Origin of the sequence: Anaeromicropila herbilytica, assembly GCF_016591975.1 — a bacterium.
GTDB lineage: Bacteria > Bacillota > Clostridia > Lachnospirales > Lachnospiraceae > Anaeromicropila > Anaeromicropila herbilytica.
Map to the genome: position 1 here is coordinate 4,232,506 of NZ_AP024169.1, position 25,968 is coordinate 4,258,473.

General features: G+C 31.8%; 23 protein-coding genes. 3 read left to right on the forward strand and 20 right to left on the reverse strand.

What is annotated here, in order from left to right:
* Window positions 1-62: 62 nt before the first annotated feature.
* A complete protein-coding gene (locus bsdtb5_RS18000; RefSeq protein WP_271713346.1) occupies window positions 63-968 on the reverse strand; it encodes a PQQ-binding-like beta-propeller repeat protein in 906 nt (301 codons plus the stop codon).
* Window positions 969-1,188: 220 nt separating this feature from the next.
* Between bsdtb5_RS18000 and bsdtb5_RS18005 the strand changes: the two genes are divergently transcribed.
* Window positions 1,189-1,971: a membrane protein insertase YidC gene (locus bsdtb5_RS18005; protein WP_271713347.1), complete on the forward strand. Its 783-nt coding sequence runs from the start codon at window positions 1,189-1,191 to the stop codon at window positions 1,969-1,971.
* Window positions 1,972-2,140: 169 nt separating this feature from the next.
* Here the strand turns inward: bsdtb5_RS18005 and bsdtb5_RS18010 are convergent, their stop codons facing one another.
* The 4 genes from bsdtb5_RS18010 to bsdtb5_RS18025 form a co-directional block, all read right to left on the reverse strand.
* The gene (locus tag bsdtb5_RS18010) at window positions 2,141-2,827 is read right to left on the reverse strand and encodes a cytochrome b5 domain-containing protein (RefSeq protein ID WP_271713348.1); all 687 of its coding nucleotides are present in this window, start codon (window positions 2,825-2,827) and stop codon (window positions 2,141-2,143) included.
* Between the two features lie 327 nt (window positions 2,828-3,154).
* A complete protein-coding gene (locus tag bsdtb5_RS18015; protein ID WP_271713349.1) occupies window positions 3,155-3,994 on the reverse strand; it encodes a TraX family protein in 840 nt (279 codons plus the stop codon).
* A 141-nt stretch (window positions 3,995-4,135) separates the two neighbouring features.
* Window positions 4,136-5,656: a methyl-accepting chemotaxis protein gene (locus bsdtb5_RS18020; RefSeq protein WP_271713350.1), complete on the reverse strand. Its 1,521-nt coding sequence runs from the start codon at window positions 5,654-5,656 to the stop codon at window positions 4,136-4,138.
* Between the two features lie 22 nt (window positions 5,657-5,678).
* Window positions 5,679-6,446: a glucose 1-dehydrogenase gene (locus bsdtb5_RS18025; RefSeq protein ID WP_271713351.1), complete on the reverse strand. Its 768-nt coding sequence runs from the start codon at window positions 6,444-6,446 to the stop codon at window positions 5,679-5,681.
* A gap of 107 nt (window positions 6,447-6,553) precedes the next feature.
* Between bsdtb5_RS18025 and bsdtb5_RS18030 the strand changes: the two genes are divergently transcribed.
* On the forward strand, window positions 6,554-7,150 hold the full coding sequence (locus tag bsdtb5_RS18030; RefSeq protein ID WP_271713352.1) for a TetR/AcrR family transcriptional regulator: 597 nt from the start codon (window positions 6,554-6,556) through the stop codon (window positions 7,148-7,150).
* Between the two features lie 125 nt (window positions 7,151-7,275).
* On the opposite strand, the gene bsdtb5_RS18035 is transcribed toward bsdtb5_RS18030, so the two are convergent.
* The 8 genes from bsdtb5_RS18035 to bsdtb5_RS18070 form a co-directional block, all read right to left on the reverse strand.
* Complete coding sequence (locus tag bsdtb5_RS18035) at window positions 7,276-8,091, reverse strand: AraC family transcriptional regulator (RefSeq protein WP_271713353.1); 816 nt, start codon at window positions 8,089-8,091, stop codon at window positions 7,276-7,278.
* A gap of 302 nt (window positions 8,092-8,393) precedes the next feature.
* Window positions 8,394-8,933, reverse strand: a complete 540-nt coding sequence (locus bsdtb5_RS18040; protein WP_271713354.1) for a GNAT family N-acetyltransferase — start codon at window positions 8,931-8,933, stop codon at window positions 8,394-8,396.
* A 178-nt stretch (window positions 8,934-9,111) separates the two neighbouring features.
* The gene (locus tag bsdtb5_RS18045; protein WP_271713355.1) at window positions 9,112-9,684 is read right to left on the reverse strand and encodes a GNAT family N-acetyltransferase; all 573 of its coding nucleotides are present in this window, start codon (window positions 9,682-9,684) and stop codon (window positions 9,112-9,114) included.
* 427 nt (window positions 9,685-10,111) lie between these two features.
* Complete coding sequence (locus tag bsdtb5_RS18050; RefSeq protein ID WP_271713356.1) at window positions 10,112-10,576, reverse strand: GNAT family N-acetyltransferase; 465 nt, start codon at window positions 10,574-10,576, stop codon at window positions 10,112-10,114.
* A 32-nt stretch (window positions 10,577-10,608) separates the two neighbouring features.
* The gene (locus bsdtb5_RS18055) at window positions 10,609-10,860 is read right to left on the reverse strand and encodes a hypothetical protein (RefSeq protein WP_271713357.1); all 252 of its coding nucleotides are present in this window, start codon (window positions 10,858-10,860) and stop codon (window positions 10,609-10,611) included.
* A gap of 173 nt (window positions 10,861-11,033) precedes the next feature.
* The gene (locus bsdtb5_RS18060) at window positions 11,034-11,537 is read right to left on the reverse strand and encodes a GNAT family N-acetyltransferase (RefSeq protein WP_271713358.1); all 504 of its coding nucleotides are present in this window, start codon (window positions 11,535-11,537) and stop codon (window positions 11,034-11,036) included.
* 193 nt (window positions 11,538-11,730) lie between these two features.
* Window positions 11,731-12,693: a GNAT family N-acetyltransferase gene (locus bsdtb5_RS18065; protein ID WP_271713359.1), complete on the reverse strand. Its 963-nt coding sequence runs from the start codon at window positions 12,691-12,693 to the stop codon at window positions 11,731-11,733.
* Window positions 12,694-12,977: 284 nt separating this feature from the next.
* Window positions 12,978-13,937, reverse strand: coding sequence for a linear amide C-N hydrolase (locus bsdtb5_RS18070; protein WP_271713360.1), 960 nt, complete (start codon window positions 13,935-13,937; stop codon window positions 12,978-12,980).
* A 493-nt stretch (window positions 13,938-14,430) separates the two neighbouring features.
* Here bsdtb5_RS18070 and bsdtb5_RS18075 point away from each other — a divergent pair, with 493 nt between their 5' ends.
* A complete protein-coding gene (locus tag bsdtb5_RS18075) occupies window positions 14,431-14,709 on the forward strand; it encodes an AAC(3) family N-acetyltransferase (RefSeq protein ID WP_271713361.1) in 279 nt (92 codons plus the stop codon).
* Between the two features lie 444 nt (window positions 14,710-15,153).
* Here the strand turns inward: bsdtb5_RS18075 and ppdK are convergent, their stop codons facing one another.
* From ppdK to bsdtb5_RS18110, 7 genes are all read right to left on the reverse strand, one after another.
* Complete coding sequence (gene ppdK / locus bsdtb5_RS18080) at window positions 15,154-17,772, reverse strand: pyruvate, phosphate dikinase (protein WP_271713362.1); 2,619 nt, start codon at window positions 17,770-17,772, stop codon at window positions 15,154-15,156.
* Between the two features lie 475 nt (window positions 17,773-18,247).
* Window positions 18,248-19,636, reverse strand: coding sequence for a glycine--tRNA ligase (locus bsdtb5_RS18085; protein WP_271713363.1), 1,389 nt, complete (start codon window positions 19,634-19,636; stop codon window positions 18,248-18,250).
* Between the two features lie 97 nt (window positions 19,637-19,733).
* Window positions 19,734-20,333 (reverse strand): hypothetical protein, encoded by a 600-nt coding sequence (locus tag bsdtb5_RS18090; RefSeq protein ID WP_271713364.1) that lies wholly within the window; start codon window positions 20,331-20,333, stop codon window positions 19,734-19,736.
* Between the two features lie 104 nt (window positions 20,334-20,437).
* The gene (gene recO / locus bsdtb5_RS18095; protein WP_271716145.1) at window positions 20,438-21,178 is read right to left on the reverse strand and encodes a DNA repair protein RecO; all 741 of its coding nucleotides are present in this window, start codon (window positions 21,176-21,178) and stop codon (window positions 20,438-20,440) included.
* A 163-nt stretch (window positions 21,179-21,341) separates the two neighbouring features.
* Window positions 21,342-21,512 (reverse strand): hypothetical protein, encoded by a 171-nt coding sequence (locus bsdtb5_RS18100; protein ID WP_271713365.1) that lies wholly within the window; start codon window positions 21,510-21,512, stop codon window positions 21,342-21,344.
* 219 nt (window positions 21,513-21,731) lie between these two features.
* Window positions 21,732-22,640: a GTPase Era gene (gene era / locus bsdtb5_RS18105; protein WP_271713366.1), complete on the reverse strand. Its 909-nt coding sequence runs from the start codon at window positions 22,638-22,640 to the stop codon at window positions 21,732-21,734.
* Between the two features lie 44 nt (window positions 22,641-22,684).
* Window positions 22,685-25,633 (reverse strand): insulinase family protein, encoded by a 2,949-nt coding sequence (locus tag bsdtb5_RS18110; RefSeq protein ID WP_271713367.1) that lies wholly within the window; start codon window positions 25,631-25,633, stop codon window positions 22,685-22,687.
* Between the last annotated feature and the right edge of the window lie 335 nt (window positions 25,634-25,968).

The window sequence follows — 25,968 nt, forward strand, 5'->3', positions numbered from 1 at the left end:
TGAAGCATGAACTTTTCGATTTTTTACAAATTGCCTAGAGCAAGTAAAAGCAGGTCACACAATCAGTTTATTCCAAATACATAGTCCGTATTATAAGTACGAACATAGAGATTCTTTCCCTTTTGAATAATATAGTATGGTGCTGACTTCAAAAGGCTTTTCTTAAGCACTTTACCGTTGTTACGATCAATCTGATATAAATAATCAGGTTCTGCTGTGAATCCATATCCACATATAATTACGTCATTTATTAAAGTAAAATTATAAGAATTGCTTACTAAAGCATTCGTTCTCCATAGAATACTCATATCAGACAAATCTATTGCTGTAATATACGCATTCATTTGCTTGGAGCTTTTCGCATAGGTATCATGACCATGAGATACGTATAGAATGTTATCTTTAATAGTAGCCCAATTAACTTTTTGTTGAATATAATCATAATCTGCTTTTACATACTTGGGAGAATATCTATACTTTGTAAAATCAAAAGAGTATACCTTTTTAAGACTTTTGGCATTGTATATATTTAAAATATACCCTTCTGAGAAATCAGAACCATAGGTGCAATATATATATGACTCATCATAGAATGCAGATGTTATTATCAAGTCCTCATAGTATGTGTCTATTTTCTCTGGTAGGTTACCGAAGGTATCAGCAAATGGATTTGGTACCTCATATTGTTTCATAGAAAGCTTATTCTTTTTGAACCAATTTTCATCATCAGTTATCTGATTTGCTTTACTTGATTTCAACTTTAATTGGATGGACTGATTTTTCTTATTCTTTACTTTACCCGATTTGTAATATTGAAACGGTGGTTTATCCATTACAATTGTACTTATACTTTCATCAGAAGCTGCCATTACCGCTATCTTACATGGAATCACACCAATGATTAAGGTAATCATTAGTATTGCAACCATTACTTTTGTGAATCGATTTTTCATTACTTTCTTTTCCATTATTTTCTCCCCTTCTTTGCACTAGTCTTAATGTTAGATGCCTTCTCTTATTGAATACTTCCATTTATACGCAAATTTAATTATATACTATAATATAACTCATCTCAATCACATTTTTACCACTTGTTCCCATTTGTAATTTTAAAAATACTATTTTAAAATATAATTATTACATAGATTTATAAATGAAATAATTATTTTATATTAAAGGAGTTTACAGATGAAAAAAATGCAACGAAAACAATATTCCTCATGCTTTATTCTATTATTTTCTCTGATTCTTATAAATGTTTTTACGCTTTCTGCACATGCATCTACAAAATCAAATAGTGAAAAACAAAAAGAAATGAATCAAAAAATTGCTGTGGTTCAAAAGAAATATGAGGCTACCGAATATGATACATATCATCTTTACTGCACATATCAAGTTACTGCAAAAGTTCAGAACGAGCTTTATAAAGGCTATAACAAAGAATCAATGACTAACATTAGTAAAGCTAAAACTAAATTAGCTAAAATAAGTAAAGACAATAGCTTATACGGTCTATCAAGAAGAAAGCAATTAAAAAGAATCATTCTTAAGGAAGAAACCGAGTTAAAAATCAATAAGGTTACTTTAGAATCCTACAATAAGAATTATCCTATCTATAAATTATTTATGGACGGATTAACTTCTGATCCAAAAAATTTCAAATCACAAATTAACATTATTAAGTTAAATTATAACTATTGGAAATCTACTAACTATGCATGGGAAAAAGATACTCCAGTTCTTTTTAAATGTTATGATGAAATAAACAAAGATTTAGAAATGTGGAAGAATAGTAATGATATTCACAAAAAAGAAAGAATAAAATCTTTAATCGAAGAACTTGAAAATCCAAACAATGGCTACACTGCTTTAGATTTAAAGAAAACTCAAACTGCTAATTTAAACGATAGTAGAATATGCTATGCCTATTTTAAAGAGCTCAATAATATCATAAAAAAATATACTTATTAAATCTATTTCATATAAAAATTAATTTATTAATTTTGAGTGGTGCCCTTTCAAGTTAATGAAGATCAACTTTAATACTAAATAGCGTATGATTATAATTCAATTGCGGCAAATCGTCTCTTTATGAATAATAATCATACGCTTTTCTTTAAAGGTTGCAATGATATTTACTCTATTTCTTTAGACTTCCAACAACAGTTAATTTCTTAAATACGATATCCCCATGTGGTGATTTACCAATTTCATCAGTTAAATCAGTACCTGCAACGGCTCCATAGTGCTTGCCATCCTTCCACTGCTTTACATCTGTAACATCATATACAACTCCTTTATATGCGACATACGCTTTATTACCATTCTGACCATCATACTTAGCTAATTCTTCTATTGTAAATTCTTTATTTGCATTATTTGCAACTTCTGTATTATTTACACCACTAACTTGAATTAATTCTGGAAAAGCTACATGTAATACAATACCAAGAATCAATAAAATACCAATTAACCTATGAGTGAAAAACCATGCTCCTGCCCTTTTCTTAGCTCTATAGCTACCATAGATTCCAACAAGTACTTGTATAATCATAAGAGCTGCTGCCACTGTACCAGTAATATTAAATCCAAAATTCATATATTGCATTACATAATGCACTATCAGAAATACAACAGTAGCATACCCAAAAAGTCTATGGTATTTAACAAATACCTTCATCAATAGACTCATTATCTGCTTTGCATTCTGATTCTTCGCAATCTTCTTACCATATTTCCTATTAATCGCCTTTACTACATAATTTAACATCGTACCAACATATGATATAACAATTAGCCATCCAAACAAATTACCAATCTCGCCCATACTTTATTCTCCTATTCTTAGGGATATTTTTATAATAACTATTTTTATATTAGTAATAATATTAATTATTATTTTTATTATTTTTAATATTATATGATAATATTTTATAGTTTACAATATATATATTCATAAATCACAATATTTTCACATTATTAATATCTCCTGTTTTTTTCCACCTAAACATGATTCATTATATCCTTACGTTCCTCTTATAATCAAAAAAACACCCTACTATTTCTAGTAGAGTGCCATTTTTCATAATGTATCAATTGTCAACTATATTTCATAATTAAAATCTTAAGTTCTCATCCCAATTAAAGTTGGAACCTATTTATTCATAATGAAATATAACACACATGAAAGCGAATATAGTATATAAATATGTCCTGGATAGAACCAATAGAAGAACTTCTTGTTACCTGTTCCTCTCTCTCCGTTATACATCAACATAATTACTGCTGCAAAAGCTCCCATCCACTCAAAAGCATCCGTAAGCATAAATTTGATTGTGAGTCCTGGCATAGTTGCAAGTGGAAGGACTCCATAAATAAGAATTGTAGAGACGAAAAAGACAATAGCCTGCATCTTACGTTTTTTACGAAATAGATAGATTAGAATACCCTGTAAAATAAAAAACGTACCTCCATCACTAATCCAAGCATGGATTGGTAATATCGAATAATGAAGAAAACTTATATAAGTCCATGTACTCGGTATCATGCTACCAATAAATACCACAAAATATGCATATAAGATTGGAGCAAGAATCGCTGCTATGCCTCTCACCCATTTTTTGTGCGCACACCAATCAATTCCTTGTAGGATAATTAGTAATATTGTAAATGTTGCAAGCATCTGGTTCTGGGGATAGAATCCATCTCCTCTATGTATCCCGGTTGTCATAAAGAGAAATTGTAGAAGTCCCATTGCAATGGCAATACCATAGATCTGTAGAAAATACTTCTTACGATTATGCGTATGCGTAAAGCCTTCAATAATGCAAAATAGAAATAATGGTGCCGATAGTCGTCCTAACATAGAAAACCATATTGGTATCTTTCCTGTAAATTCAAAGAAATAATGAATATGATCTAGCACCATCAGTAGCATCGCAATATACTTTAATTGAAATCCAGTGAGTCCTTTTTGTTTTGTTAATTGTTCCATATAATAATCCCTTTCTTTCGATCTATCTTATTTGAGAGTTTCTTGATATCTCTTCTTCTCAAATAGTATATCTAGGAATTATAAGGAATTTATAAGGAATCTATTTATAATCAAATAATAATAATGTTGGGATCAAAAGCCTTATTTAATCTTATTTGTACTCTTCATTAGTTCTTGTGCCATACTACTGATTTCTTCTATCGTGGCATTGATTTCTTCCGTCATAGCAGCTTGAGACTGCGTAATGATATTCATATCGTCACAACTTATAATAATTTGATTTACTTCTCTCTCCATATCATTTAAGCTCTTTTCAATATTCACTACCGCATTAGCGCTATCGTCTGCTAATTTTCTAATTTCCTCTGAGACGATTGCAAAACCTTTACCATGTTCCCCAGCACGTGCTGATTCGATGGCTGCATTTAATCCCAATAGATTGGTTTGATCTGCTATGCCCTTAATAAAATCAGTTATATTCTTGGTATCATTTGCAGTATTTTGTGCACCATAAGCTGTTTTGGTAGCGATTTCTTGAGATTTTGTAAGTTCTTGAGCCTGTTCTGTAATAGAATTAACCGCCGTAGCCATTTGAGTAATTGACTCAGATAATATTTCCATTCTTGTATTAACTTCTTTTTCTAATTCCTGGTTATTAATTTCAATCGTTATATCGCGAATTGTTCCAGCTACACGTATTGGTGCTCCTTTGTCATCACGATAAGTTAATCCTGTTGCGTGATACCATCTATATTCTCCATTTTTTGATTTTAAGCGATAATCAAGTTCATATGGAGTATTACCAGTATAATCACTTAGATGTGCTTGGAACATACCAAGTGTTTTGCTCTTATCGTCTGGATGTAAACTGTTGATCCAACTATCCGCATCATTCGGAAAATCTTGTTCATTATTATAACCTAATAGTTTTCTAAATTGTGGCGACCACCAATACTCTTTCTCCGTGTCTCCCTTGCTATTAGTCGATGTATCCATGCACCAAGAACCCTCACTCAATACTTCATTTACTAATTCAAAACGATTAAGAAGAGATTGAAATTCTTTCTTTTTAACCTTTTCATCATGTATATCAAAGATTGCTCCTGCTACTTTTAGGGCTTTTCCATCTTTATCACGAAGAGTACTAGCATTGGCACGAAACCAGCGATATTCATTCGTTTTTAATCGCATTCTTAATTCAATATCATAAGGAGTTCGTCCTGATTTATCTAACATATGAGTATGGGCAGCTTTTATGAAACGCTCCCTATCGTCTGGATGTACTTGTTTAGAAAAACTTGCTATTGTATTTGGAAAATCTTCCTCGTCATTAAATCCCAACATCCTTCTAACATCATCTGACCAATAATACTTATTCTCTGGATGAACTGGGCTACCATCAATAATTGTAGCTTCCCATAAACCTACACGAATTGCTTCTTTTACTAATTGTAATCGAATCGTAGTATCCTTCTGTGATTTCTCTAGTATTTCAAATGCTGAATTAATATTATGTATGATTTCATTATAGATTGGAGAGTTATCTAATTGACTTATCTTAAAAGATTCATTATTCTTAGCTAATTCTAACATATTTCTACTTGTCTCTAGTAGCTTATTCAAATCATTATCATTTTTCTTCTTAAGCATCTTGTACACCATATTTCCCTTCCATTGCTATTTTCTATAAAGCAGTCCATCCACCATCTACTGAAAGTAATTGACCTGTTGTATAACTGGATGCATCAGAAGCAAAGTATACAACTGCACCATCCAATTCCCCGTTCTTACCAATTCTCCCCATTGGACAAAATGCCTGTACAAGTTGTTGGAATGAATTATCCCCCACCACATTTTCAGTCATTTCACTTTCAAAATATGCAGGTCCAATTGCATTAACAGTTATGTTATATTTTGCCCATTCATTTGCAAGTGATTTTGTCATCATTAATACACCACCCTTGGTAGTACAATATGCATTCAGTGGCATTCCACACATTGCAACACTGCTATGGATTGATCCAACATTAATGATCTTTCCATATTTATTTTGAACCATATGTTTACCAACCTCGCGGGCAAAGAAATATACACTATTTAAGTTCATATCTATCATTCTTCTCCAAGTCTCATCTGATTGAACTTCTGCTGGTTCAGCCAATGCAATACCTGCATTATTTACTAAGATATCAATCTTCCCAAAGTGTTCTATAGCTTCTTCAACTGTTGCTTTTATTTCATCATTATTTAATACATCACATTTTATAGGTAAACAGCGTACCCCTAACGCTTCTATTTCAACCTTTACTGCATTTAATTTTTCTAATCTTCTTGCAACGATTACGATATCCGCCCCTTGCTTAGCTAGTGCTTTGGCAAATTGAACTCCTAATCCTGATGATGCACCTGTAACTATTGCTACTTTACCTTTTAAATCAAATAATTCACTCATAGTTTGCCTCCTTAATATAAAGTATGTTATAATAAATAATAACAAATTTATACAATTAAAAACAGTTGCAGAATTGACAACGTGTAAACTTTTGAGGAAAAATGACGATGAAATCAAACGAAAAAATGATAAATAGATTTGAAGATGCGCTCACAGAATTGTTAAAGATTAAACACTTAAGTAAGATTACAGTTACAGACATTACAGGACAATGTAATGTAACAAGACAGATTTTTTATCGATATTTTGAAGATAAGTTTCACCTAGTCGCTTATATCTGTAATAATCAGTATAAAGAAAATCTTCAAATTTCCAATACATTTGAATGTAATACAACTATTCTTAATCTTATAAATGGAATTAAGGCACAAAAAGAGTTCTATCAGTATGCTGTGCAAAACGATAGTGATAATGTAATTTATAATATTATGTACAATCATACTGTAGGCATGTATCGAGGTGTTATTCAATATCGAACTGGGAAGCTCCTTTCAGATAATATAAACTTTCTTTTGATTTTATATTGCCGTGGTGGAATTGACATATTAATCGACTGGATTCGTACTGGTATGCAAATGCCTTGCGAACAATTAAGAGATTTATTTATAGAAGCTATGCCTGACCAGATATTTGAACTCCTAACTAATATTGAAGTTCCAGTAACCTATCTATTAGATTGTAATCCATGTAATAGTACACCTTAGAGGACTTTATATTTATATTTCAGAGTTATCTAACTTTAGTATTAGTAACTTCCACAAATAGAACTATAATATTAATATATAAGTAATCCCTGCAAATAATTTACTGGTTTGCAGGGATTACTTTGTTATTTTAACGATACTGGTATCCATATTTCCACATTACATTGATCAGAAGCTTCATCCCATACAATAAATTTTTCAATCGTTGGAAGTCCACATTTCTGATATTTACTTTGAGGTAAGAATTCATTATTAATTCGATGCCATACATGATTTAGCACCTGCCCTGATATGGTACCCTTTGCCTCAAATCGTAACCAGGTAGCCTTTGGATATTCATAAGAATCAAAGTCTCTAACCTCTTCCCCACTCCATTCAATAGCGCACATATAATCATTACTTCCATCCGAATGAAAACCAAAACATAATCCTAGATCAAAGAACTTTCCGCTAAGTTCCTTCATCTTTTCATTACTACCATCACTTTTTACAATGGCCCATGTACCAGCACCATACGGTGTTGTTCTTCGTATCCCTATTACTTCAAATGGTTCTCTTTCCAATAACGTGTAATCCATTTTATCAATCCCCCTTATATTCATCTCGAAATTCAATCGGCAATAAAAAGTTAGTGTTACACCTCCTTCTCTAACTTCTGATGGAGTCACTCCATGTAATCGCTTAAAAGCTACTCTAAATGCATCTGCTGATTGATACCCATATTTCATAGCAATATCAATCACTTTCTCATCAGTATTCTGTAAATCGTATGCCCCTAATGTAAGCTTTCGCCTTCTGATGTATTCTGATAACGATATTCCTGTTATTTGTGTGAACGAACTTTGGAATACTGAAAACGGGCATGCCATGATATTACTAATCTCATTTTCATCTATCTCTGATCTCAGATGTTCTTCTATATAATCGATTATACAATTCATTCGTTCCGTCCAATACATTTTTATACCTATGCCTTTCATTTTTTATAACCACTATCCTTCATTACTTATGTCAAATAAATACTCATAGTTAAATATGATTATTTTGATAACTTCAATTTCATAGCTATTATATCTCTTTATCGAAAAGAGATCCCGTTATTTTCCATATATGATTTATCGGATTATAAAGCGCCCTATCATTTTCATGATAAGGCGCATAATTTCTTTATATCTATATTTCTGTATGTCTATATTTTATAACCATATTAATAATAGCTAATACTCGTTTTTAAAAGTTTTTACTATTTCTTTGGTTCATTTTCAAATCGAAACACTAATTTTGGCATATCATCAATTACTTTCTCTTCTGTAGTATAATTATTACCTGTATAATCCCCGACTGTCTTATGCCAAAAAGTTTTCGCACGAATATTGTTCTCTGTTGAGTGGGTATAAAGCATCCATTTACCATGATGCATATTAAATATCTCCATAATCGCACAATATGAGATAGATTTTCCTCGAAATGGACTTAAAAGAAATGTCTCATATATATAATAATCCACGTCCTTAGGTACATATTTACCACTCCCTACCAGGCAAAATCCTGCTGGTATATTATCACATACAATTAGATAAGGATATAATAGATCTGGATGTTCAAACCATACCTGTTGAATATCATACTGTTCTACAAGTGTTCTAACTGGTTCTTCCTCAAATATTCCATACTCGTTCGGCAATATTCCATGAATTCCAGCTATATCATGAAGATAAAGTGGATACATATTTTTTATAATAAAACCATTTGTATTGTCTGCTAATCTAATTTCTATTTTCATCTTGAATTGCTCCTTTAATTATAAGAATTATTGTTATTTAATGATTCAATACCTTATATTTAAATGCAATTCTTTTTGGTTGTATCTTACTTATGTAATTTAATCGACGCTCCATACATACAGATAATCCTATCAAAGAATTGCATGGAGCTTACGACTGAACTTTTTCACCCAGTGTTTACTCGTATTCATAAAAATACTCCTTTTTGTTTTTTGTTACTATATCATGGAAATATCTTCTTGTCAAATAAATTGAATTTTTTACGCAAGTACTATTACTCTTTTCATATAGATACACAGTTTCATTAGATGCTGTTCCTACCTTACAATACCCTGCCTTTTCATACAAATACTGATTCTTTAAACTATAAAAAGGAGTTCCTAATATCCACCTACTTTTACTTTGATATAATTCTTCCATTTGCATTAATGCTTGATAACCATAACCTCGACCTTGGAACTCTGGTAGTATACAAAAATCTTCAAGTTCAATCGTCTCTTCATCAATATCATGAAGCCAAAATGTTCCTATTTTCATATTATTTACAGTTAATAAGTACACATAATACTCATTAATTAAACGTAGATTCTCAGTTATATCAATATACCATTCATCATAAAACCACTTCGGTATCTTATCTTCACTTGGCTTAAAGCGTTCCTTTTCATCGCGGTAAGCCCTAGTTTTCATGTCTGATATTAGATTTACATCATCAATGCTTGCTCTTAATATTATCAACTCTTCCTTCATATACTATCCTCCGACTGAAATATGTTATGCAATGATACTTTAGTTATATTACTTATAATAAATTTCATAATCAGCATGCTAAATAATGTACTTTCTATAATCTTTGAGCTCATTTAAAGTATAAATCTTTACGCAAAAATTAATAGACTTTTCTTTTAACAGTTGCTATCATATAGTTAACGGTAAGAAAAAATATATTTTTCTTACCGTTAACATTTTTATCTATAGATAAGTTTTCTTTTTCTTTGATTTTTTACTTCTAACTTAATCTCTAAATTTATTCTTTATTTCTTTCTCAACTTTAATAAAGATAATAATCATAAAAATAAAACCTACTAAAATTATAACAAATGGTGTAATAAAGTTTAGTATCATTAATTTATTCATTTTATTTTCACCTCACCTTTTATTATTTTTATATCTATAATTAATCAGCTACCTTCATCATTAGACACTCTGTTATTCCACTTCTATATAAATCAGGTATGTAACCTACGCTCGAATACCCAATTCTTTCATACAATCTTTTAGCATCTTGATTAAAATCACCTACTACTAAAAATAATTTTGTATATTTTTCAAAATAAATCTGCTCCATTGCTTCTAAGAGGATTCTACCTATGCCCTGACCACGATATTCACTCTTAACTGCGATGATATGTATATAAGGAAAAGCATGAAATATCCCATTTTCTATAACCCATACGAATCCCTTACAGCAATTATTTTCGTCTAATGCAACATATACTTCTCCTTTGTCAAATCCTTCTTCTAATGATTTTCGAGCGCTTCCTTTTTTAGAAAAATACCTATTCCCCAGCTCCGAATTTACTAATGCATCCTCACAATCATTAATATAATTTTGGATTCCCTTAACTACTTTTACATTCATATTACACCTCAAAGCTTTCTTATATTTAACTACTAATCATGTTCTCCATTTATTTTTCTTTCATTTATGGCTTGTTCATTAAGGACCTTATCCTGATGATGTTCAATCATGAGTAAAACACACAGTATTATTCCTATAATCAAGGCTAACCCGCTAAATAAATAACATAATACAGATACTTTTATAAGATAAAATAGAATAGCAAGCACCCCAAAGATTCCAATCGCCTTTATCATCTTACAACCAGGTTCTAACATATTTAATTTGTGTTTGTATTTCTTCATTTCATATCCCATCTCCTACATATGTGCCAAGTCATGTGGTATTTCATAGTTGCAAATACCCACATGCTTTTGGTTAAGTATCAATATTTTAATCAAATTTATATATTTTTAGTTTTGGAACCAATAATTTTCTATACAAACATATTAATTTATTTACACACAAAAAACTCTTTTTATGAACAATAACAATCCTTTACATTACAAACATATAGAGCGGTATCATAATTTTCAAATAAGGTTTTCTCCTCTACACATATAAATCCCTCATTTTCATATACTTCCCTTAACTTCTTTCGATGCTTATTACAGTTAAGACGTATCACATCAATGCCATTATGAATTGCTAGTTCCTTGGAAAAATTGATTAATTCTTTTGATAAGCCTTTTCCTGCAAATACACGTTTAACAGCAACTTTATGCAAGAATAGCGACTCACCTTTTGGAATGTTAGGCCAATGTATTGGATCATAATCCGTTAATGCCATACAAGCAGTTGGCAATCCATCTTCATAATCGATGTAAAAATTGCTAATACGATAAGATTTTGACAGATTAGTCCACTTTATATTTGTCTCATTCCATTGGTTTTGCAGTCCCGTTTTAGTCATCCATTTTACTGCGTCCAATAGTATTTCTTCAATGATTGGTATATCATTTTCCTTTGCTTGTATAATCATCACTTTTCTCCTCTTAAAGTTCTTAGAATAATGTTCTTAACAGAAAAAACCTCCCTGTACTTTGGCACGATCCAGGAAGGTTTTCTTATCCAATAGCTCAACCGCTCGGTGCGATTGCCTTTTCTAATTTCATTATAGCAAAATATTTAAATTTAACAAGAGCTATACATAATCATACATTTTCTTATTACATCTATTTAATATAAATCCATATCATTTGATCAGGGTCATTAAGTCCACTAATACTAAATTCTTGCCTAGTCCAAAATTCTATACTCTTTACATAAGGAGTTAAATAAACTTTTTCACATTCCTTTTCTTTAAAGAACTTACATATATCTAAAACAAATTGCTGTGCTATGTATCTTTTTCGCCAAGTTGGTTTAATATATATATCCTTTATGTATCCGTAACCAGAAGGAATCAGATTTTTTATTCCATCAGTAATTTCATAACATATAAATCCAATGGCATTATTACCACTAAATATTAAATCAATATAAATATTATCATTATTCATGGAATTGCTAATTCTTTTCTGAAGTTCGATCTTTAATTGAGCTTCACTACCTCCTTTTCCTGTCTCATAGATATATTCAATCCACATTGGTAATAAAATCTTTAGATGTGTTTCCGTATTTTTTACTGGATATTTATTTATAAGCCAAAATTCATATAAAGTTTCATCTTCTTCAAATTGAAAATCTGCAAATACCGATTTCTTTCTAGTATTATGAAATCCTAATTTTTCATGTAGAACTATTGATGGAGCATTACTACAGCTGATTGATGTTATTATTCTTTCTGCAGCATCATATTCAAGAATAATATTTATAGCTTCGTTATACATTTTTGTTGCTATTCCTTGTTGTTTATAACCATCTAAAACATGAAGATCACAGGTATACCATTCTGTTACACTGTCCGGATTTCTAAGAACACGCATAAATCCAACTAATTTGTTCTTAGAATAAGCTAATAATTCGTACCATTTTACAGCGTACATTTTTTCATACCCGAAAAGTTTTATATGCTGATTTGCCTCACAGGTACTGCATTTCAATATAGTACTATAAAATTGTCCTAGTTCTGTCCAATAATTTTCTGAAAGATTCAGATAAGAATCAATAATCCTGATTTCAATATTTTGTTCCATTACTATGCCTCCTATAAAAATAAAGTGCTTCCACAAAAGCGGAAACACTTTATTTTTATAATACACTATTTAGGTATTGTAAAAATTATAGTACAAACAATAGTGATTGATAGATGTTTCCGATTTGTTCAGTTGTCATCATCATATCAATCACCTACCTTTCAAAATTAATTCTATTTTAGCACTTAACGTAATAAATATCAATGTTAACTTTCCATTTATTTACTTTAATAATAATCATCTGGATTAAAAATCTATCACTATCATAACTAGCGTCATCAAACTTATAATTCGTATTTGTACACATTATTGTATTCTCTCGAAAAAGTGATAAGTACACTCCTCTTTGTCAGATTATAAACAGCGGACCATTGCTCATCACCTGGTATTACATTTTTCTTAAGCAACTCCAATGCATCATTTTCTGAAATAATTCCATGTCGTTTTTCCAATTCACTTTCCATGTTTTCATATCTATCCTTACCAAAGCCCTCACGATTTGGGTTATTATGTAATGTAAAATTAGTCACTATCTGGTAATCCTTACTTTTCTTAGTGATAACCATCTTGCCATCTACAAACTCAATTACAGCGGAATCTCCATTTGCATCTGCAACCATGAAATGTAATGGTGCAACTATATAAAAAAGATTATAATTATCCACAAGCTGAATCGCTTCATTGACTGTTTTTGCCTTATCTAAAATTAATCGTGGCAATGTCTCATCGAATAAAGTAATTTTATTATGCTGTGGATATATTGCTTTGGCATCAGTAAGACATGCAACAGCTAATCCATACTCATTAATTCCATCTTTAGGGCTATATGGTGCTGCTAAAGTTAATTTGGCATCTATATCAAGGGTATCATATGAATCTTCTTCCCAGTCTAACTCGTCCATCGTTAAAAAAGCTAAAGATTTATAGCTATCATTATTATTTAATTGAATGCGCATTGGAATAGCACATTCGCAATCCATATTTCTCGCAAACAGAATATCTCCTTCCATGTTGAAAGCAGTAAATGCTGAGCACCCATGAACTTTATTAGTAATATTTATCTTTTCATTAGATATTAAGTTCTTTTCAACAAAACTAGAAAATTCTTCGATATTGCAAGAACCTTCTTTTAAGTATTTTTCTAAACAGTAATCGCCAAAATATTGCATGGAATAATAAGGCCTATCGCTTATTTTCTCAATTTCTACTCTGATTTTTTTATCTTCATTATAAATAACCTTCATTATTTTCTCTCCTTGTCTACACAAATAACTTACAAGCCCTTTTTCAACTTTTTATTGAGCATATAACAATAGAATTTAAATAGTTCAAGCTCATACACCTATTAATTCTTTATTATAGATAGTAGATGTTTTTAGATTACCGAATTAATAGTTACCCGTAATATATCCATACATAGAATAACCAAACTCAGAATGAAAATCTTTTAATACGATTTTTTAGAAAGCTAAAAGCACCCTATTATCATATTGATAAGGTGCCTCTTAATTTTCTTATATTTTCAATTGAATTTGTGCTTCTGTACCATATAGTTGCAATACCCACACTTCAATATCAATGATAACTCAAATCCAAATACAAGTCTACCATTTTTTTCAAAACTTGATATGATATTAATGTCGACAATAATAATGGATGTCTCATATTAGGCATATAATAATAAAAAATTTAGATAATATATTTGACATGTCAATATAAATAAAAGGAACAAATAGAATGAACACTATTTCAAAACAAGATATAATCTCTGGATTACAAAAAATAGGTGTTAGACCTGGAATGGAATTAGAAGTACATAGTTCTTTAAAAAGTTTTGGTTATGTAGAAGGAGGTGCTAAAACTGTTATTGAAGCGTTAAAAGAAACGGTTGGTTGTAATGGAAGCATTTTTATGCCGTCGTTAAGGTTAAGCCCAAGGCTCCCTTTATCGGAAGCAGATGAAAAATTAGGGATTACCTGCAAAGCCTTGGTATACAATTCAAAAAATGGCGTTTGAGAATGGTTTTATTACAGAAGGCCTTGTTGGTAAATCTAAATGTATGTTTTTTGATATTTGGAACATTGTAAGTTTATATCAAAATGAACTCAAAAATAATCCATTCAAGTTATATGGAATAGAACAGTAAATTTATATCATCACTCTAAAAAGCCCCTTATCATTTTTATATGATAAGGGGCTCTGTATTTATTGCTATTATTCAATGCAGCCTAGCTATGTCAAACCACTTAGAAACGTTGTAATTCCAACAATATCTAGTTGTTATTTTATCAAGTACTAGTTGTTTAACACGGCTCCATGCAAGCCCAAGCCGATATATATTATCGAATAATTAGTTGTTTAACACGGCTCCATGCAAGCCCAAGCCGATATATATTATCGAATAATTAGTTGTTTAACACGGCTCCATGCAAGCCCAAGCCGATATATATTATCGAATAATTAGTTGTTTAACACGGCTTGTGCTGCTGCTAATCTAGCGATTGGAACTCTAAATGGTGAACAGGATACATAAGATAAACCAACCTTATGGCAAAATTCAATAGTAGATGGATCTCCACCATGTTCTCCACAGATACCTAACTTGATATTAGGTCTCTTTGATTTACCTTTTTGAACAGCCATTCTTACAAGTTGACCAACACCGTCTTGGTCAAGTCTTGCAAATGGATCGGATTCATAGATCTTATTCGTATAGTAAGCATCTAAGAACTTACCAGCGTCATCTCTTGAGAATCCAAATGTCATCTGAGTTAAATCATTTGTTCCGAATGAGAAGAATTCAGCGTCTTCTGCAATTTGATCAGCCATAAGTGCAGCACGAGGAATCTCAATCATTGTACCAATATGATATTCCAACTCTACGCCTTGTTCCTTCATAACATCATTTAATGTATTAACTACAGTATCTTTTACGAATTTTAACTCTTTCTTTTCTCCAACTAGTGGAATCATAATCTCTGGAACGATATCGAATCCTTTTTCTTTCTTAACTGCAATCGCAGCTTCCATTACAGCTCTTGCTTGCATTGCTGCAATCTCAGGATACGTAACAGCAAGACGACAACCTCTGTGTCCCATCATTGGATTGAATTCGTGTAGAGCATTACATGTAGCTTTAACTTCTTCCACAGATAAGTTCATATCTTCTGCTAAAGCTTTGATATCCTCTTCTTCAGTTGGTACGAATTCATGTAATGGTGGATCTAAGAAACGAATCGTAACTGGTCTTCCTTCCATTACTTCATATAATGCTTTGAAATCATCTCTTTGGAATGGAATTAACTCGCTAAGAGCTTCTGTTCTAGCTTCTACTGTCTTAGATAGAATCATCTTACGAATCTTAGGAATACGATCAGCATCGAAGAACATATGCTCTGTACGGCATAGACCAATACCTTCTGCACCAAATTTTACTGCATTAGCAGCATCTGCTGGAGTATCAGCATTCGTTCTAACTTTAAGAGTTCTAATTTCATCAGCCCATTGCATGATACGGTCAAAGTTACCACTTATGGAAGCTTCAACTGTTTGAATATCTCCATAGTATACCTTACCTGTAGAACCATCTAAGGAAATATAATCTCCTTCATGAATCTCTCTACCGCCTAAGGAGAATACTTTATTTTCTTCACTAATCTTAATATCTCCACAACCAGATACACAAGCAGTTCCCATACCACGAGCAACTACTGCTGCATGAGATGTCATACCACCACGAACTGTTAGGATACCTTCGGATGCATGCATACCTTCAATATCTTCTGGAGATGTCTCAAGACGTACTAAAATAACCCTTTCACCTTTCTCATGTGCTGCTTTTGCTTCTGCAGCTGTGAAATATACTTTACCTGCTGCTGCCCCTGGAGAAGCTGGAAGTGCTTTTCCAATCTCTTCACCTTCGCTTAATGCTTTTGGATCGAATCCTGGATGTAATAATTGATCTAAGGATTTAGCTTCAATTCTCTTAACTGCCTCTTCCTTCGTAATCTTACCTTCATCAACTAAGTCACACGCAATTTGTAAAGCAGCTGGAGCTGTTCTCTTACCATTACGAGTCTGTAAGAAATATAATTTACCATCTTCAATTGTAAATTCCATATCTTGCATATCTGTATAATGATTTTCTAACTTATTTGCAATCTCCATGAATTCTTTATAACATTCTGGAAGATCTTCTTCTAATTTTGTAATTGGTTGTGGAGTTCTAATACCAGCAACAACATCTTCACCTTGTGCATTGATTAGGTATTCTCCATAGATCTTAGCTTCTCCTGTAGATGGATTTCTTGTAAATGCAACTCCTGTACCAGATGTGTTACCCATATTACCGAATACCATAGCTTGAACATTAACTGCAGTTCCCCAATCTCCAGGAATATCATTCATTCTACGATAATAAATAGCACGAGGATTATCCCATGAACGGAATACGGCTGTTACTGCTTCAATTAGTTGTTCTCTTGGATCTTGAGGGAACTCTGTTCCTAACTCGCTTTCATAGATTCCTTTAAAACGATCAATTACTTCTTTTAAGTCATCAGCAGTTAATTCTGTATCATATTTAACACCTTTGTTTTCTTTTATCTCATCTAATACTCTTTCAAATTTAGATTTGCTAATTTCTTTAACAACATCGGAAAACATCTGAATAAATCTACGATAGGAATCATATGCGAATCTGCGATTATTTGTTTTTAAAGCAAAACCTTCTACTGCAACATCTGTTAAACCTAAATTAAGTATTGTATCCATCATACCTGGCATGGATGCTCTTGCACCAGAACGTACGGAAACTAATAGAGGATTCTCTGTATCTCCAAACTTTTTGCCTTGTTCACTTTCTAATTGTTCTAATGCTTCAAAAATTTGACCTTTGATCTCATCCGTAATCGTCTTGTTACTGTTGTAATAATCTGTACAAGCCTCTGTAGTTACGGTAAAACCTTGTGGAATTGGAAGTCCTAAGTTAGTCATCTCTGCTAAGTTAGCTCCTTTTCCTCCAAGAAGGTTTTTCATATTTGCATTTCCTTCTCTGAACCTATAAACCCATTTTGTCATAAAATTACCTCCTAAATTTGTAATAAGTAGTACCCCATGCTGGCCTTAACACTAGAAAAAAGGACAGACTTTGCCTATACATTTTTCATTCTTCTTCCTTAATTAAAATCACGAGTCGTTCATGAAGTCAAAAAATTCAAGTGAAAAATAGTATCACAAAGTCTGTCCATATTTAGTATTACTCTTGCCGTAAATAATTATACCACTACTTACTATTTATGGAAACATTTTTTACAAAATTTTATAATTTATTTTTTTGTCGAGAGATAATTCATACATAATTTCCTTATTTTCAGACATTAAAGTACTTTTTATAGCAAAATAGGATGTCAATTACCATTCTTCGTCTTGCTACCCTAGTACTGGTACAAAACAAAGTTTAGTATATTGACATCCCGTAATGCTATTTGAATATATTATTCTAATATAATAATTTTGTATTAATAGTTATTTGTAATTAAAGATCTATATTCTATTAGAATTCTAATTTCTTTTCAAAATAAGCTTTTAAATCAGCTATTTTAATTCTTTCTTGCTCCATAGTATCACGATCACGTACTGTTACTGATTGATCTTCTTCTGATTCGAAATCGTAAGTGATACAGAATGGAGTACCAATCTCATCCTGTCTTCTATAACGTTTACCAATGTTACCTCTGTCATCGTATTCACAATTATAGTATTTACTTAATTCCGCATAGATCTTTTCTGCGCCTTCCCCTAATTTCTTTGATAATGGAAGAACGCCAATCTTAACTGGTGCGATAGCTGGATGGAAATGAAGAACAGTACGTACATCTCCTTCTCCGATTTCTTCTTCATCATAAGCGCCACATAAGAATGCTAAGGTTACTCTATCTGCTCCTAGAGATGGTTCAATTACATATGGAACATATTTGATTTTCTTCTCATCATCGAAATAAGCTAAGTCTTCCTTAGATACTTCTTGATGTCTTGATAAATCGTAATCTGTTCTATCAGCAATACCCCATAATTCACCCCATCCGAATGGGAATAAGAATTCGATATCTGATGTTGCTTTACTATAGAATGAAAGTTCAGCTGCTTCATGGTCACGAACTCTCATCTCTTCTTCTTTAATTCCAAGATCTTGTAACCATTTCACACAGAATTCTTTCCAATATGCAAACCATTCAAGATCAGTATCTGGTTCACAGAAGAACTCTAATTCCATTTGTTCAAATTCTCTTGTACGGAATGTAAAGTTACCAGGTGTAATCTCGTTACGGAAAGACTTACCTACTTGTCCAATACCAAATGGAATCTTCTTTCTTGATGTTCTTTGCACATTCTTAAAGTTAACAAAGATACCTTGTGCAGTCTCTGGTCTTAGATAAACTGTATTCTTAGCGTCCTCAGTAACCCCTTGAAATGTCTTGAACATTAAGTTGAATTGACGGATCTCAGTAAAGTTATGTTTACCGCATGTTGGACAAGCGATGTTTTTTTCATCGATGTAATTGGACATTTCTTCATTCGACCAAGCATCCACAGAACCTTGAATTTCTATTCCATTTTCTTGCATATAATCTTCAATCATTTTATCTGCACGGAATCTTTCGTGACACTCTTTACAGTCCATTAATGGATCAGAGAAACCGCCAAGATGTCCTGAAGCAACCCATGTTTGAGGGTTCATAAGAATTGCACAGTCTACACCAACGTTGTATGGATTCTCTTGGATGAATTTCTTCCACCAAGCTTTTTTTACGTTATTCTTTAATTCTACACCTAAGTTACCATAATCCCATGTGTTCGCTAATCCACCATAAATCTCTGAACCTGGGTACACAAAACCTCTAGCTTTTGCTAGAGCAACGATTTTTTCCATAGTCTTTTCCATTTTTTCTAACCTCGCATTTCTTAATGTTTATAACAAGATTCATTTATATGAATCCTTATACTTATAATTTCATTGCTATACACTTTGATACTAACTGTTACGGCTTATAAACAACGACTGAATACTTCTCCTCGTCTAAAGTCTGCACAGATTTACCATTTAATAAAGCTGCATTCGAATAATATAATATTCTACCGGAAACTGTAACATGATATTCATCAGATAGAATTAAGACTCTGTATCCATCTCCTTTTAAAGCCGCCACTTTCTTTACTAGGCTGCTATCTCCTGCATCTACTAATAGTTCTGGAATCTTCTTATTTTCTCTCGCCTTTTCGGGTGTTAAGTAATCCGCTGTAATATTATTGAACTTTGAGTAACTTTTAAAATCTTTATAACTAAGAATTAACTTAACTTCTTTCCCTTTTACCACATATGATTTCTTTTTAATGACTTTTTTACCAGCCTTAGTATTATAATCTTCAATCTCTTTCTCTATATATTTCTCTAACGTCGATTGGTTATAATAGGACTTATCAAAATCTTCTACTATTCCTTCTTGCAGATTACCTTCTTTATAGACAAGTAATGTATTTTCCTTTAGCTCTCCAACAGACAACGACTCCCCATTGGAATTGCAACCAGTAAATACTAAACTTAATAAAAGGAATACGGCACAGAGTTTTCTTTGTCTCATCTAAAGATAACCTCCATATCCTAGTTGTATATTTTTTCATAGTTTGTTCTAATTGTAACTGTTTATCCTAATATTTTCAATAAAAAAGTTATTATGTCTAATCACTATAGTTTTTCTAATACTTCTAGTGATTTAAATTCCTTATCCACATAACATTTTATATACCGTTTGATACAATTTCTAAGTTCCTTTAATACCTCGTCAGCAACTGTAAATGTGTACAATTTTTCAATGGAAGATGTAACTATGTACTGCATCGTATAGATTGTCGACCCACTTACCCTTATGATATCACTACATGTTCTTCTGCAGGTATCGCATACAAGACCTCCACTTATACTGCTAAAATAATAAGCGTCTTCTGTTTTACATTTCACACATTCAAACACTTGAGGTGCTTCTCCATTAATGGTCATTAATTTTAGTTCAAATACATAACGTATAAGTTCTAATGGAATTGTCTTTCTAGTTAGTGCACGTAGTGATTGATATAGTAATTTGAGTACATCCGTTCCATCCATATTTTCTTTTGTAAAGTATTCGCAAAATTCACAAAAGTAGAATCCATAATAAATTCTCTCTAGATCCTCTCTCAATTCTACAAAATAGTTATGTACGTTTGCTGCCACCATATTATATGAACTTTTACCTTCATACACTGTGAATTCACCAAATGTAAATGGTTGGCTACATGCCAATAAGGCGCTATTCTGTCTTCTAGCGCCTTTGGCAAATGCTGTTATTTTTCCTCTTTCTTTTGTTAAAATAACTAGTCTCTTATCATATTCTCCAATGGGCATGGCAGTTAATACCATTCCTGTTACCGTTACTTGAGACACCACCATATCCACCTTCTTTTCTGACTCTTCCTTCGAGTAGCAATATGTCTCTTTTTGTAATACTACAATAGACTTCTGCATAATTTAGTAAAGTGATTTCACTTGCTTGCAAAAGTGAAATCACAAACGTTGAGAGTGAAAGCGTTTTTCTTTCACACTTGACTACCTATTAAGAAAAGCTTGATACTATACTTTCTTCTTCTCCATGTACTATTTTTTTATCCTTAGGATTGTTCGACTGATAAACGAATTCATCTTCACTTGTACATGCCGTATAATTCAGATAATCGCTTATGTTACCTGTTTTTTCAAACTGTTGCCAATAAAAATCGTAATCCATAATTAAGCCCCCTAATATGTTTTTGGTAGCAACTCAGTGTAAAGAACGTGTCATAAATCATCACGTTCTTTCACTCGTTGCTACTATTAATTTTTGTTACTTCCACAAAAATGATATCCACATTAATAGGTTACCCAAATTTTAGAAGGATATTCACTTCATTTGAAAAGAAGATTTGTTAAGACTTTCGAGTCATCATAATCATAAAGTCACATCTTACTAGATATCCTTCTTATTGTATCCATAGTTCTTAAGGAAGAGATCACTATCTCTCCAATCTTTTCTTACTTTTACCCATATTTGAAGATTCACTTGAGAATCTAATAAATTTTCGATTTCTTCTCTCGCTTTGCTACCGATATTCTTTAGCATAGCACCTTTTTTACCAATGATAATTCCTTTATGTGAATCTCTTTCACAGACAATTGTAGCCTCAATATCTACCATATTTTTGCCTTTACGTTCTTTCATGCTTTCAATAGATACTGCAATTCCATGTGGTATCTCATCATCTAATAATCGTAAAGCTTTTTCACGAATTAACTCCGCTACAATTTGTCTTTCTGGTTGGTCAGTTATGGTATCTTCATCGAAGAACATTGGTCCCTCTGGAAGATATCCAAATACTTCTTTCAGAAGACTTTCTTTATTTTCACCATTTAATGCGGATACTGGAATTATCTCAGCAAAGTTATATATTTCTTTATAGCTATCGATAAATTTTAAGATCTCTTCTTTTTTTACGGTATCTATTTTATTAATTACTAATATAACAGGTGTCTTCACTCGTTCTAATTGTTCTGCAATATGTCTTTCCCCTGCACCAATAAAAGTAGATGGTTCTACTAACCAAAGTACAACATCTACTTCATTGAGTGTACGTTCTGCAACAGTTACCATATATTCGCCAAGTTTATTCTTGGCTTTATGAATACCTGGTGTATCAACAAAGATAATCTGTCCTCGTTCTTCTGTATATACTGTCTGGATTCGATTTCTTGTTGTTTGAGGTTTATTTGACGTAATTGCAATCTTCTGCCCAATGATCTGATTCATTAATGTTGATTTACCAACGTTAGGGCGTCCAATAAGTGTAACAAACCCTGATTTCATATTATTATAATTCATGCATTCTCCTTATTCTTTCATGGGGTGTAATTCAAATTCTATATTTAGTCTTTGATTAACTCGTAAGTATTATAAAATAAATCTTTGTTTTCTTCAATCTTTGTTTCATTTCCGATTACGCAGATATTATTGTCATGTAAGATTGATTTTACAAGTTCTGCTAGGTTACGAATATCTTCTTCGGTAGCAGATAAGATCTGATCACGATCTTTTTGTATATCCTCCATCGTCATACCACTAAGATATGCAGTTAATGATCTTGCTCCCTTTGCTGCTGGATTAAGAGGAGTATCTACGCTACTAATTGTTCCTATAATATACTTGGTCATATCTCTTTCGTCAACAGTAAAGTTCTTGATGTAATCATAAAGTTTTTCATATACTTCATTCGTTTCTCTAAGATTTGGATCACGATAAGAAGTAAAGTAGCCATTTCCTTCTAAGGAGAATCCACTCATACATCCGTATGCGCCACCTTTTACACGAATATTAATCCAGAGATAATCATAACTTAGGATAAGTTTTAATACTTTAAGTGCTCCAGTATATTCATATCCTGCTGTTATAAAATTACCTGTTCTGGCTACATATTGCACCTTACTTGATGTCTTTAGACCTTCATTTAATTTCTTAGGTGCAAATGGAAGCATCTTAGTATCTATTGAACCTGTGTAAAGCTTTTGAATGAAGGAAGGCGCATAATTTGTCATTTTGTTATATCCTTCTTCGTCTGCAGTACAACTAATGAATAGATTTTCCTTTCTAAAGACACACTCAATAACTGTCTTTAGATTTTTTATAATCTCTTGTTTTTTCTCACTAAAGTTTCCTTCTAATTCTTCAATAAACTGATAGTAAGAAACACCACTTGTTAATTCATTAAAGTACATAGCTTTCGAAAAATATGACATAGCACGATTAACCGCTGTTGAATGTCCAGAAGAATTCATTCTCATTTGTAGTCTTGATTTGACTTCCGAGATAATCTCTAATAGACGTTTTTCATCCTCTAAGATTGTGTCAAATACTGTTTCGTCAATTAATGAGAATGCTTCACCCATCTCATCGTAAAGTACTTTAGCAATAATCTCAAATTTACCTTCAAAGATATCTGTTGTTCCTTTTTTACCATAGACATTAATATCCGTTTTAATACCACCTGTATGAATATTAACTTCGTTCGATAATTCTAAATAGGAATGTTTTGATGTATTCATATAGCCAAGCACTGACGTTAATAGTCCAAGATATGATACTAATTCATTCGGAACATTCTTCACATCAAATAGTAATTTTAGATAGGCTATTCCATTCGTAAAGACATCATGATGTAATGTTTTTACTTTATCTACTTCTTTTTCTATATTATAAATTGGAGTAGATTCTTTATCAATATCTTCTCTACTTAATAAAGGAATCTTCTCTAATTCTTCCTTCGTAGAAGGTGTCTCTTGGAACTTTTCTAAGTCTTTTGTCGCTTCGATTAATTGTTTGATTTCTTCATCACTTAGGGTCTCTTTATAACGAGCAAGTTCTTCTTTAACAAGGTCTTCTTTTTCCTTCGTTAAGCCCATTTTAGGTTTTACGATTACTAGTGAATTATGCGTATTATCTAGTAAATATTTCTGTAATAAATCTTCATAATAACCAGTACCAATCTTAGCTTTTAAGAATTCAAAGGTATCATTGGCTCTAATATGAATAAATGGTTTATCATCTGCATATAACCAACTATCCAAGATCTGTAGTCCATACATTAAGCCTTTTGGAAAATTACCAAAATCAGCTTCGCGGTATTTAAATTCATAGTAATTGATGGCTGCTTTTAATGATTTCTCATCCACTCCAGATTTAATAATATCTTTTAATGTATTTCTAATAACAGCGACAAATTCTTCTTTTTTCTCTTCTTCTGCATTCTTTGCAATAATTGAGAAGATTGGTTGTAACATGCCATTATCATAAGAACTTAAGATATCTTTACCAATACCTGCATCAATTAACGCTTGCTTTAATGGAGCTCCTGGTGATGCTAATAGAGCAAATTCTAGTACTTGAAATACTAGATATAATTCTCTATCAAGACTAGTTGCAATTGCTGTATTATAGCTTAGGTAAGTCTTTGAAGCTAAACTTTCATTCTCTGCAACAGAATAATAATCAACTACTTCTCTTGTCTTATCAAATGCCTTTTGCATTGGAATTGTAGAATCTACTGGTGCATATTCAAACTGACTTAGGTATTCTTTATCCATCCATTCAAGCTTTTCTACTATATCACTATCACCATATAGATAGATGTAACTATTGGATGGATGATAATATTTCTTATGAAAATCAAGAAATTCTTCATATGATAATTCTGGAATATCCTCTGGAGCACCTCCAGATACTACCCCATACGTATTATCAGGGAATAAAGAATTCTGTAGTAAGCGATACAATTGTTGTTCTGGTGAAGAAAAAGCACCTTTCATTTCATTGTATACAACACCATTTAATTTTAGGTCAGCTTCTTTACTTTCTAACTCGTAATGCCATCCTTCTTGCTTGAATATATTCTCATTCTTATAGATGTTAGGATAAAATACAGCATCCATATATACATGAATTAGATTCTGGAAGTCTTTATCATTACAGCTTGCAACAGGATATACTGTCTTATCTGGATAAGTCATCGCATTTAAAAATGTATTTAAGGAACCCTTTACCAATTCCACAAATGGATCTTTGGATGGGAATTCTTTCGAGCCACATAATACGGTATGTTCAACAATATGAGGTACCCCTGTACTATTTACAGGAGGCGTACGAAATCCTATGGAGAATACTTTATTATCATCATCATTAGATAAGATAACAATTCTTGCTCCAGATTTTTTATGTTTTAAAATATAACCATCACTCTTTAATTCTTCTACTACTTCTTCAGTTACTAATTCATAAGTCCCTAAGTCCTTTAATCTCTTAGGGTCTATTTTATGTTCTCTCATTCTTACACCTTTAATATAACGCATCTCTTGTTGATGTGTTACTACCACAATTAAGAGGCCGAAAGAATTCCTTTGTGGCATTCCTTTCAATATTATTTTCTTTAGGCCTTACTCCCAATTACTACCTTCTAGCATAACTAATTGTAGAGTTAATTTTCCTGATACTTAATTCTTTATTATATATTATATACTAGTATGTTAACTATAATCCTATTTGATTAACATATTTCCTCTTTTGATCTATCAATGTAATTAACATATTATAGCATATTCCATTGAAATATAGCAACAAATGACTCATATCATTTTGATGTTCAGAATATGTTCAGTATATT